The sequence below is a fragment of the Faecalimicrobium sp. JNUCC 81 genome (assembly GCF_053667625.1).
The window spans coordinates 1,385,348-1,398,481 of record NZ_CM132203.1 but is presented as its reverse complement, the minus strand read 5'-3'; the positions used below and the strand labels follow the sequence as shown (position 1 = coordinate 1,398,481).

At 27.6% G+C, this 13,134-nt stretch carries 9 protein-coding genes; all 9 read right to left on the bottom strand.

Annotation, left to right across the window (positions count from 1 at the left end; genetic code table 11):
- Window positions 1-216: 216 nt before the first annotated feature.
- Window positions 217-1,611, bottom strand: coding sequence for a sigma-54 interaction domain-containing protein (locus tag JNUCC81_RS06945; protein ID WP_454095916.1), 1,395 nt, complete (start codon window positions 1,609-1,611; stop codon window positions 217-219).
- Window positions 1,612-1,824: 213 nt separating this feature from the next.
- Entirely contained in the window at window positions 1,825-2,682 is an 858-nt protein-coding gene (locus JNUCC81_RS06940) for a RelA/SpoT domain-containing protein (RefSeq protein ID WP_454095915.1), read from the bottom strand.
- Between the two features lie 29 nt (window positions 2,683-2,711).
- Window positions 2,712-4,169, bottom strand: coding sequence for a DEAD/DEAH box helicase (locus JNUCC81_RS06935; RefSeq protein WP_454095914.1), 1,458 nt, complete (start codon window positions 4,167-4,169; stop codon window positions 2,712-2,714).
- A 173-nt stretch (window positions 4,170-4,342) separates the two neighbouring features.
- Entirely contained in the window at window positions 4,343-5,701 is a 1,359-nt protein-coding gene (locus JNUCC81_RS06930; RefSeq protein ID WP_454095913.1) for a C40 family peptidase, read from the bottom strand.
- Between the two features lie 565 nt (window positions 5,702-6,266).
- On the bottom strand, window positions 6,267-6,467 hold the full coding sequence (locus tag JNUCC81_RS06925; RefSeq protein WP_208333631.1) for a hypothetical protein: 201 nt from the start codon (window positions 6,465-6,467) through the stop codon (window positions 6,267-6,269).
- 104 nt (window positions 6,468-6,571) lie between these two features.
- Window positions 6,572-7,528: a BMP family ABC transporter substrate-binding protein gene (locus tag JNUCC81_RS06920; protein WP_454095912.1), complete on the bottom strand. Its 957-nt coding sequence runs from the start codon at window positions 7,526-7,528 to the stop codon at window positions 6,572-6,574.
- 84 nt (window positions 7,529-7,612) lie between these two features.
- Window positions 7,613-9,349 (bottom strand): HD domain-containing phosphohydrolase, encoded by a 1,737-nt coding sequence (locus JNUCC81_RS06915; RefSeq protein ID WP_454095911.1) that lies wholly within the window; start codon window positions 9,347-9,349, stop codon window positions 7,613-7,615.
- A 244-nt stretch (window positions 9,350-9,593) separates the two neighbouring features.
- Window positions 9,594-11,411 carry an ABC transporter ATP-binding protein gene (locus JNUCC81_RS06910; RefSeq protein WP_454095910.1) on the bottom strand — a complete coding sequence of 606 codons (1,818 nt, stop codon included), beginning with the start codon at window positions 11,409-11,411 and terminating at the stop codon, window positions 9,594-9,596.
- Window positions 11,404-13,134, bottom strand: a complete 1,731-nt coding sequence (locus tag JNUCC81_RS06905) for an ABC transporter ATP-binding protein (RefSeq protein ID WP_454095909.1) — start codon at window positions 13,132-13,134, stop codon at window positions 11,404-11,406. Before JNUCC81_RS06905 ends, JNUCC81_RS06910 begins: the two co-directional genes overlap by 8 nt.

Here is a 13,134-nt window from a genome sequence, read left to right as displayed (position 1 = left end):
AAATTTTTTTGCTCTTTATAATCCTTTAAACTAATTATTTATAATCTAACAGAAGATACATCTGTTGTTCTAAGTTGTACGGAGTTATATCAAATTCTTCATATGATATCTCCTCACCTGATTTTGAAATTTTATAAATTGCAAGATCTCCTGTGTTACCACCGCTGTATATAGATCTTATTATCTTTAAGTCTTTACTTTCATAGAATATTTAATTTACGTTCTTTTTATATTGTATTTTTTCATTTTATATTGTAAATTCTGTCTACAAAGTCCTAGTATAGCAGCAGCTTTAGTGACATTATCATTACTTTTATCTAAGGCTTCGTTAATATATCTTTCTTCTATATCTGCCACTATCCAATCTAATGGTCTAGCTTCTACATCTATTACATACATATTTTCAGCTGTATTAGTTTTATATTCATTTATATTTATAATGTCTTCGCTTAAAAGTTCTTCTTCATCCATCATGCTCATACTTGAATAAATTGTATTTTCAAGTTCACGTACATTCCCCTGCCAATAATGATTTCTAAGCATTTTTTTACCTCTATCCACTATGCCCTTTACACTTTTATCTAGTTTTTGATTATATTTTTCTATAAACTTATTAGCCAATAATATTATATCTTCTCCTCTTTCTCTTAATGGAGGTATTTGTATATATATAACATTTAACCTATAGTATAAATCTTTTCTAAGTTTACCTTCATTTAATATATATTGTGGATTTTCATTAGTAGTGGCAATAACTCTAACATCAACAGGTATATCTTTTGTACCTCCTACCCTTCTTACGTATCCTTCTTGCAAAACTCTAAGTAACTTTGCTTGAAGTTGAAGTGGCATTGAATTTATTTCATCTAATAAAAGAGTTCCCTTATTTGCCTGTTCAAATAAACCTGGTCTATCTACTGCTCCAGTAAATCCTCCTTTTACTGTTCCAAATAATATCCCTTCTAATAAACTCTCTGGAAGTGCTGCACAATTTTGTGCTATAAATGGATATTTCGCTCTTTTACTATCATAGTGAATAGATTGACTTATAAGTTCTTTTCCGGTTCCAGTTTCTCCATATATTAAAACTGTAGCATCACTTTTCGATGCTTTTTTAGATATATTAAGAGATTTTTTTATACAATCACTTTCTCCAATAAAGTCATCAAATTTATAAAATATTTTTTTATTCTTTTCTATATTATTACCCTTAGTTTCTTCAAGCTTCAAAATCTGTTTTGATAGAGTCTGAATTTGTGTCATATCTTTAGATATTTCAAGTGCTCCCACTAGTTCATCTTCTACTATTATAGGAATAGTTGTATTTATAGTTGTAATTTCTTTTCCATCTTTGTTTAGATATATTTGCACATTATTTTTTATAGATGTTTTACTCTTTAGAACTTTTAGTAATGTGCTATTTTTTATCTCCATAGTTCTTGCTATATCAGTAAATGGCTTTTTAAGTACTTCTTCTTTATCCATTTGCTCTAATTTTGCCATAGAATCATTATAGATAATAGTTTTGTAATTTTTATCAATAAAGTGTACCCCTTCATCTATACTCTCTATTATTTTTTCAATAACTTCACAGTATATCTCCTCTTTCATTTACTTTCCCCCCAAAATACTATTTATCTATTTATGTGCACATAACTTTCTTAATTCTAATATTTATCTACTCTGTTTATATATTACATAAGAAGCCTTTATCCTTTTAAATTTTATAAAATTTGTTATATTTTAAAATAAACTATAACTTCTTATAAATATAAAAATACTTATATCTAGTTTTGTTAGATATAAGTATTTTTATATTTCTTACTATTTAATTATATGTTCTATCTGATTTATTAATCTATACTTTTCTTCATCTGATATAGACTTAATTTCAGATATTTCTACTTTTAATTTTAAGATTTCTTTATCTTTTTCATCTAATCTTTTTCTACATTCATATTCTATATCTTTAAAGCTTTTACTTAACATGTTTATAAGAGATGCCATTTCATCAGAACTTCCAGCTATTCTATTAAGTAACATCAAATTTTGTTCAAGTATCTCAGGTATTTCTTTTAGTGAATATCTTAGCTGATGATCTATTTCTCCATACCCTTCTTCAAATATTGTTCTAACTTGTATTTCTGCGATAATTTTGCTAGTAGTCGGGTAAGACTCTACTAAATAGTGAACTGATCTGTATCCTGATAACCTAGAACATACATGTATTCCTAATTCTTCAAACTTTTTAGTATTATCTCCCTCTCTTATATTTGCAACTATTTCATTTACATTCCACATTCGACTTATAAAATCATGTATTTCTTCCCAATCCTCTTTAAATATATGAATTACTCTTATACCTAATAAATCTGTAATTTCCTCTTTATAGTTATCTAAATTAAATTTAAAGTCGTTACCATATTTATTTTTTCTATCTTGAGTTTTTCTTATAATCTTTTCAATTAGATGATCACCATCTTTTACTCTTGTTTTAACAGAGTGTACTTTATTGTGTCCTCTTAAAATATTACCAATTAATTCAGCTTGTGTTTCATAGCTTTTCCTATACTGGTTATAATCATCATATATTTGTTCTAATGTATCCCAATCTATATCATTTTTAACTAAAAAATTTTCGCTTATGTTGTATCTTTTCAAAAAGTCCTTTTTATTAAGCATTTCATACCTCCAGCTGACTTTTAATTTTATTAATTCCCTTGATTATCTCTTTTTATTTTTACCATTTTTTTCTTTATGCTTATTTCTTTATATTTCTTTAATATACCTTCTCCTTTATGATTTAATATATCAACATAAGAACATAAATCTTCTACTTTTATAACCCCTATATCATCACCTTTTATACCATCTAAATTGCTTATAGCTCCTACTATATCTATAACTCTTATTTTTTTCTTTTTCCCTGCATTTAGATATAGAGTAGTTACTTCACTATGAATTTTCATATCTGATTTTTTTATTTTCTTATTCTTTAATAATTGCATTTTATATTCTTCAAATTTTATTTTACCTTTTTTAACATCTTTTTCTTCCATATATTCTTTTTCTTCTATATCATATCCAATATAATCAATTATTTCATTTATATATTTTTCATCTTTATTTGATACAAGAGTTATAGCCTTTCCAAATTTATCTTTTCTTCCCGTTCTACCTATTCTATGAACATAGTTCTCCTTATCTTTTGGAACATCATAGTTTATTACCAAGGAAATATCATCAATGTGAATACCTCTTGATGCTACATCGCTACTTACTAATATATTAAACTTTTCCTCTTTAAAATCTTTTATAACATATATTCTCTTATCTTGAGACATGTCTCCATGAAGTTCTCTTACTAAAAATTTATCTTTTTTCATCTGGCTATATAACTTCATAACTCTTTCTCTTGTATTTAAAAATATCATTAGTGATTTTGGATTCTCTAAATATATAAGCTTTTTTAAAATTTCATATTTTTCCTTTTCTTCAATTTTTATAATTTCTTCATGTATTTGTTTTTTATTAATTATTTTTATATCTTCTATATCTACCATAGATGAATTTTTCATATATTTATCACACACATATTTTATATCCTTATCTATAGTTGCAGAAAAAAGACCAATAGCTTTTTTGTTTGGTGAATTTTTAAATATAGTATCTATTTGATCTATAAATCCTTTATTTAACATTTTGTCCGCTTCATCTATTATTAAATATTTTAAATTATCTAAGTTTATAGTTCCTCTTTCAATATGATCTATTATTCTTCCAGGAGTTGCTACTACAATATGAACTCTTTGTTTTAAACTTGCAATTTGCTCTTTTATAGGTTGCTTTCCAAATATAGCACTACATCTAATCTTTTTAAGTCTACCAATGTTAAATATCTCTTCACCAACTTGTAGTGCTAACTCTCTAGTTGGAACTACTACAAGGGCCTGTACATTAGTATTATCTATCTCTATATTCTCACATATTGGTATAGCAAAACTTGCGGTTTTACCACTTCCCGTTTTCGACTTTACCACTACATCTTCACAATTTAACAATCTTGGAATTACTTCTTCTTGAACCTTAGATGGTCTTTTATAACCTAAGTTATTTAATGCTTTTAGTATTTCTTTATTTAATTTAAAATCTATAAATTTATGGTTCATCTTTTGCTCCTTTTAATTTTTATCAGCTATTCATTATATCATAAACTAAAAAATACATAGCTATCACATTTATATTATTTCTTAGTATTTACTTATAAGAAAAAAAGCATGAAATAATAAAATTATTATTTCATGCCTTTTTTATATGGTATTATAATTTATTTTTAGTTAAATTATAATACACTCTTAGACCATAAATGTACACCACTCCAGTATGATGAATTTATATTAGCTTTTTGCACATTTGATCCTGGCTTTGGTGCATGTATCATTTCACCATTTCCAATATATATTCCTACATGGCTGACATTGCCAGTTCCATTAGTACTAGAGAAAATTAAATCTCCTGGTTTTAAATTTGATTTACTTACAGTAGTTCCAACCTTAGATTGTTCTACTGATGTTCTTGGTAAAGTCTTTCCCGCTCCATTTTTATATACATAATACATTAATCCTGAACAGTCAAATGAATCAGGTCCTTCTGCTCCCCATACATATGGTTTGCCAATTTGAGCTTTAGCTAAATTAACTACAGCTTCTCTTTTATTCTCCGAAGGTTTAGTAGTATCTTCACTTGATGATGAGCCTGAACCTTTTGTTATGTAGTCTGCACTTGCCCATCCTGTTTTTCCATTTGATAGTTTTATTTTATACCATCCATTTTTGCTTGCAAGTAATTCTACTTTATTGCCTTTGTATACTTTTCCTACTACAGAGTAGCTTGTTCCTGCCCCACTTCTAACATTTAATGTAGATGTTGTCACTGTACCATATCCTGATACTGCTACTTCTCCTGAATTATTACCTGAGTTATCTGATCCTTTTGTTATGTAGTCTGAACTTGCCCATCCAGTGCTTCCATTTGATAGTTTTATTTTATACCATCCATTTTTACTTGCAAGTAATTCTACTTTATTGCCTTTGTATACTTTTCCTACTATAGAGTAGCTTGTTCCTGCTCCACTTCTAACATTTAACGTTGATGTTGTCACTGTACCATATCCTGATGCTGATACTTCTCCTGAATTGTTACCTGAGTTATTTGATCCTTTTGTTATGTAGTCTCCACTTGCCCATCCAGTACTTCCATTTGATAGTCTTATTTTATACCATCCACTTTTGCTTGCAAGTAATTCTACTCTATCACCTTTGTGTACTTTTCCTATTATAGAATTACTTGTTCCTACTCCACTTCTAACATTTAATGTAGATGTTGTCACTGTACCATATCCTGATACTGCTACCTCTCCTGAATTACTACCTGAGCCCTTTGTTATATATTGCCCACTTGCCCAACCAATAGTTCCATTTGACAATTTTACTTTATACCATCCATTTGACTGATCTAGTATTTCAACTATATTTCCTTTATATGATTTAGTTATTACTGAATGATTTGTTCCTGCCCCACTTCTTATATTTAACACGTCGACATTAACTGTTCCTTTTTCTGCCGCGTATGAATTTGTCACACCAATTGCCATAACTGCTGAACTTAATACTATCGCTTTTGTTATACTTCTTTGATTCATCAACCTTCCTCCCATTTATTAATAATATAACCATAGATTTTCTCTATCGACAAAATCTACCTATTTATAGGTTACTATAACAGGAGTTTATTGTAAATAAAAATTGCATAAAAGTTACAAAAAAGTTACAATTTTTTACCATTATTGTATTTATTTTTTAATTTTATTTTTAAATGTAAAAATATGTAAATTTATATTGGAATTATATGTAAAAATATGAGTTAATTTAGTCTAAGTACTTAATTTAAGCCTAATTTTCTGAATTTGAAGATTTTAATTTAAATCGGCTAACTATAAGATAAATAGCAATTAAAATCATAACAAATAAAGATATTCGTAAATCTTCTCTTTCCTTTTTAAAGAAATTAGAGGTTGTATCTAATCTAGTTAAAATACTCAATACAGCTACTACTAATGTAATCTATATTAAATTAATTAATGTTTTTTAAATTTAATTATAGTTAATATTATAATTTTAAATAACAAAAGCACCTTAGTTAAAAGATGCTTTCATAATGTAAAAAACAATCAAAATTTTAAGTATAACTTATCTTAATAATTCTTTTTAGTCTTCTATGTATTCAAATATAATTTTTTGATTTTCTTTTAATGTTATTTCTTCTTTTTTAGCCTCAATCCCACTTGTTTTTATTTTAACTTCTGCAACAAATGGTTCACTTCCCTCTACCATTGATAATAGTTCTTGGGCTTTTTTACGACCTATTTTAGATGCAACTTCTTTTAAGACTGCGATTTTCTTTAACATTTAATCTACCTCCTTTTATAATTTTAATTATATCATTTATTATAAAAAATCAAAATATATAAATAAAAACCGTATTATTTAATAATACGGTTTTTATTTATATATTATTTTTTAATTTTTGATTCTACGAAGTTAACTACATCTTGAGGTATTAAGTTAGTTTTTTCATATCCAACTCCACCATTAGAAATATCAAACATAGCAACTTCTCCGCCTTTAAATTTATTATCTACTAAATCTTTAATTGTAAGTTCTACACCTGTACCAACATTTTTAAGAGCAGATGTAAGTATTGTATCTGGAGCTATGCGATTTTGAGGAAGATCTACAGCAACAGCTAATTTACTAAGTTCTTTTCCTGATTCATAAACTCCTGAATTAACGCCTCCACCTGCAGTAAATATAATATCTATTCCACTTGTATACATTTTAGTTGATATAGCTTTTCCTTTTGCCGAATCGGTAAATGAGTTTGCATATTGAGTTATTAACTGAGCATCTGGCTTTACCTCTTTTAATGCTTTTTCATATCCTACAGCAAAATTACTTACTGATGGAATATCCATTCCTCCAATAAACCCAAACTTATCTGATTTGCTTACTTTAGCAGCAACCAAACCTGCTAGATATCCAGCTTCTTGTTCATTGAAAAGTATCGATCTTACATTTGATGGTATTTTATCATAGCTTCCATCTATTATTGCAAAGTTTTGCTTTGGATAATATCCAGCTGCTTCCTTTATTGCATCGGCCAGCTTAAATCCAACCCCAATTACTAAGTCTGTACCTTGATCAACAGCAGTTTCAATATTTGTTTTATACTCACTGTCTTCTTTAGACTCTATGTAATTTACCTCTACTCCATACTTTTTCTCAGCTTCTTTTGCTCCTGCCCATGCTGACTGGTTAAAGGATTCATCGTTGACTCCTCCTTTATCTAAAACTAATGTTATTTTTAGTTTTTTATCTTTAGTATTATTTTCTTTAGAAGAGCATCCCACTAATCCTAAAATACTTAAAAATAAAGACATAACTACTAATGCTAATTTTAGTCTTTTCATAACACCCTCCTATTTAAATTTCTTTATCAATTATATTATATTTTTATATAAAAAGTAAATTTATTTTTGTCGTTTTTTGTAGTATTATTTTTTTAATTCTCCGCTTTCTACTAAATAACAAAAGGCTTCCACAATATTACTATCAAATTGCTTCCCTGAACATTTTCTTAATTCATTTATAGCTTCTTTCAAAGTTTTTTTCTCACTATATACTCTATTAGTAGTCATTACATCAAATGAATCAGCGACAGCTATTATCCTAGATACAAGAGGGATCTCTTCTCCTAAAAGTCCTAGCGGATAACCTAGACCATCCCATCTTTCATGATGCGTTAGTATACTTCTAGATATATGACTTAATTCCGGTAGTAGCATTGCTAACCTATACCCTTTTTCTGAATGTGTTTTCATGATTTCATATTCATTATCCGTAAGTTTATCTTGCTTAAGTAATAATCGCTCTGGTATACCAATCTTTCCTATATCATGTAATCTACCTACTAAAGATAATTCATCTATAGTTGCACTATCAAGTTTCAAGTGCTTACCTATTAAAGTTGCATAATTTGCTACCCTTTCGGTATGCTCCTCAGTTTCTACATTCTTTGACTGAAGACTTTCTTTTAATGAATGTAGTATAGAGCTTCTAAAGCTTTTTCTATTTAGTATTTTTTGCCTATAAAGCTTATCCTCTGCATCCCCTAACACTTTATCTACTTTATCAATTTCATTATTTAATATTGAAAATCCCATAGACATACTAAGTTTAAACTTATCACCTTCATAGTTTTTACAGATAGAATTCAATCTTTCCATTAACTTATCACATTCTTTATTAGATGTTGATGGTATTAATATAACAAATTCATCTCCACCCCACCTAAAAATAAAACCTTTTTCATCAAACACTTCTTTTAATTTTTTTGAAATTTCTTTCAATAGCTCATCTCCTTCAAGGTGACCTATTGTATCATTGATTATTTTAAGTCCATTTACATCTCCAATCATTATACCTATTGGAAATTGTCCATTTTTTATTAATTCTTCTATCTTTTCATCAAAATAAGCTCTATTATATAGTCCTGTAAGAACGTCTGTATAACTTAAATATCTAAGCTTTTTTTCTATTGATTTTCTTTCTGTTACATCTCTAACAACTCCAACTATTCCCCATATATCTCCACTATCATTAATTACAGGTGTCTTTATAGTCTCTACAATTTTTATATCACCATCTTCAGTTGGAACTTCTTCGTCTATAATTAATTGTTTTTTAGTTTCTATAACGACCTTATCATGCTTTGCACATGTTTCTACAAAGTCCCTATCAAGATATAATTCTAAATCTGTTTTTCCAATTACATTATCTATACCTAGATTTTCATAAAAATCTACACAGTGTCGATTTACACCTCTATATATACTTTTGTTATCTTTATAAAAAACTATTTCAGGTATATTATCAATTATAGTCCTTAGTATATTTCTCTGATTTTCAAGTTCTTCATTATATGCATTTGATATATCTATTAAAAATCCTACCCAGTTATGACATTTATTATCCTTTGATTTATCACAAAATACTATATGCTTAAATAAAGAGTTATTTATTTTTTTTATATCTGTAAGTTCTTTATCTATACATTTAATATAACTAACTAAATCTCTTTTATAAATATTTGAAATATTATTATAAAAGTCTTCCAGCGATAAATTAAAGTTAATTTCAAAATATTTATTTATGTAAATTATCTCCCCTAAGCTATTTTTAATCCACACAGGGAACGGAATAAATTCAAATATAGTTTCATTAATACTCATTACTTGCCCCCTCTAATCTCTCTTTTTATTTTCATACCCCAATACAATATATGTTAATTAATATTATATCATAATTATATATCATGTTATTATTTAACAACTTTTTAAAACCCTATAATCAATTATAATTTATTTTTTATTTAACTTTTAAATCATTTTGTAAAACCCTTTTAATATAAAATAAGCTGTCACTATTTAAAATCTAGTAACAACTTATTTTAACCTGTATTATTTATCTTGTTATCTATATACTAAGACCTGTTCTGAACTGACTATTATAAAGATTTGCATAGAAACCATTATTTTCTAATAATTCATTATGGGTTCCTCTCTCTATTACTTCTCCTTCTTTTATTGCAAGTATAATATCTGCATTTTTTATAGTACTTAATCTATGCGCTATTATAAATGTAGTTTTTCCTTCCATTAGGTTACCCATAGCTTCCTGAATATGAGATTCTGTACGAGTATCAATTGATGATGTAGCTTCATCAAGTATTAGTATTGAAGACTTAGAAAGCATAGCTCTTGAAATTGAAAGTAATTGACGTTGTCCCTGAGATAAATTACTCCCATTATCAGATAAGACTGTGTCATATCCATCTGGTAATTGTCTTATAAAGTGATCTGCATTAGCAAGTTTTGCTGCTTCTTCGATTTCCTTGTCATTTGCATTAAGATTTCCATATCTTATATTTTCACGAACACTTGTTGAGAATAAGAATGTATCTTGGAGCACTATTGATATCGACCTTCTTAAACTACTCATCTTTATATTTTTAATATCTTCTCCGTCAATAGTAATTTTCCCGCTATCTATATTATAAAATTTATTTAGTAAATTTATTATAGTAGTTTTCCCAGATCCAGTTGGACCTACTATTGCTACAGTTTGGCCTTTTGATGCCTTTAAATTTATTTTTCTAAGTATTTTTTTATCTTTTTGATATGAAAAGTCTACATCTTTTAAGCATACGTCTCCATATAAATCATTAACTTCTATTGCATTTTTATTATCTTCTTCTTTCTCTTCATCAATAACCTCAAACACTCTTTCAGCTCCAGCTAATGCAGATTGTATTGTATTTGCAATATTTAGCATCTCGTTTATAGGTCTATTAAAGTTTCTCATATAAAGAATTATTGTAAACACTACACCTACAGTTAAATCCATTCCTGATAATATAAAATACCCTCCAGAAACTGCTAATATTAAATATGTAAAGTTGCTAATTGTATTCATAATCGGACCCATGCAACCAGATAAAGCCTGTGCATATATTGCACTTTTAGTAAGGTTTGAATTTATTTTTGAAAATTCTTCCTTAGCTTTTTTCTCTTGTGAAAACAATAGTGTTACCTTTTGACCAGAAACCATTTCTTCTATATACCCATTTAATTTACCTAATTCATTTTGTTGATTAATAAAAAATGGTTGTGTATTTTTCATAATAAGTCTAGTTGTTAAAAACATTATAGGCGTTGTTATTAATCCTATTAAAGTTAAACTCGGACTAAGCATAAGCATAGCTATAAGCATACCAAATATATTTATTATACCTGAGAAAAATTGAGCTATACTTTGAGATAATGTAGTGTTTATATTATCAACATCATTAGTAAGTCTACTCATTAAGTCTCCGCTTGAGCTAGTATCAAAATATCTTAAAGGTAGGTTTTGCATATTTTTAAATAAATCACTTCTTATATCTGCTGATGTTTTCTGAGCTATATTTACCATTAGTCTATTTTGAATAAAAGTTGCTATTGTACCTATTACATACATTCCAATTAAAACTAAGCATATTTTTAAAAGCCCATCAATATCTCCAACTACTATATATTTATCAATTATATCTCCATTTAATTTTGTACCTACTATACTGACTAAAGTAGTTATTATACAAAATATAAATATTGATAATAATGCTATTTTTTTATTACCTAAGTACTTTAGTAATCTATTTATTGTTTCCTTTGGATTTTTAAGTTTTTCTCTTTTACCACTAAAGTTTTGATTATGCCTATTCCCTGCAAGAGGATTTACTTTACTCTTAGACAATTGATGTCACCTCCTCACCTAATTGTGATACTGCAATGCTTTTGTAAATTTCACTATTTTTTAATAATTCATCATGAGTTCCCATATCAGATATTTTACCGTCATCTAATACAATGATTTTATCAGCCTCCATAACACCAGATATTCTTTGTGCTATTGTAATAACTGTCAATTCCTTCATTCTAGAATTTATTGCATCTTGAAGTTTAGCCTCCGTTGCCATATCAAGTGCACTTGATGAATCATCCATTATAAGTATTTTAGGATTTTTCATTAAAGTTCTTGCTATAGAAAGACGTTGCTTTTGCCCTCCTGATAAGTTTTTGCCTCTTTGTTCTACTATACTCTTATAAGTATCTTCCTTAGATTTTATAAATTCATACGCTTGGGCATCTTTTGAAGATGATTCCATTAGTTTCATATCTGCATTTTCATTTCCAAACTTTAAGTTATCTTCAATCGTACCTGAAAATAATATACTATCTTGTAAAACTATACCTATATTGTCTCTAAGATCTTTTAGTCTTATATTTTTAACGTTAACTCCACCAATTAAAACTTCTCCACTAGTTACATCGTAAAGTCTTGGAATTAAGTTTACAAAAGAACTTTTACCACATCCTGTAGACCCTATTATTCCTATTTTTTCACCCTGCTTTGCTTTAAATGATATATTTTCAAGTACTAGCTCACTATGCTTATTATATTTAAAGCAAACATCTTTAAACTCTATATCAAAGTTATTAATTTCAACAGAATCTTTTGAATCTTTTATAGAACTTTCTGTATTTAAAACTTCATTTATTCTATCTGATGATGCTTTTGCTCTTGAGAAGTTTAAACTTATACCTATAACCATAATTATTGAGTTCATTATTTGCATTAAATAGTTTATAAATGCCATAATTTTACCAACCTCAAGACTTTCTGTATTAACCATATTCCCACCAATCCATAAAACAGCTACAACTGTTAAATTCATTATTAAAGATGCAATGGGCCATAGTACTAGGTTCATATTTTGAGATTTAATGCTATTATTCATTAATTCACTATTAACTTCATTAAATATCTTTTCTTGATTTTTTTCTATAGTAAATGATTTAATGACTCTAACCCCTAATATACTTTCACGCATAACGGTATTTATCTTATCTAATTTTTCTTGAGCTACCTTAAATAAAGGCATTGATTTTCTTAGTATAAAAACAACAGATACTATTATTATAGGTATCGATGCTGCTAGTATAAGAGATAATTTTGAGCTTAATCTTATTGCCATAAATAATCCACCAATTGCTAGAAGCGGTGCTCTTACCATAATTCGAAGTCCCATAAGTACCATATTTTGAACTTGAGTAACATCATTTGTAAGTCTTGTAATAAGTGATGATGTTTTAAATTTATCTATTTCTAAAAATGAAAGTGTCTGTATTTTATCAAATATTCCTTGTCTTAAATTTTCTCCCATTTTCATAGCTGCTATAGATGCAAAAAATGAACACGATATACCAGCTACAAAACTTATAATAGCTGTGATTATCATTTTCAATCCAATATTAAATACATATGATAAATCTCCATTTGCAACACCTATATCAATAATATTTGCCATAAGAGTGGGCTGTAATAAATCCATTATTACTTCTAGGCTCATTGTAATAGGTGCTAAAATTGCACAAATTATCGCTGAACCTCTTAAATATTTTAATAACTTAACCAA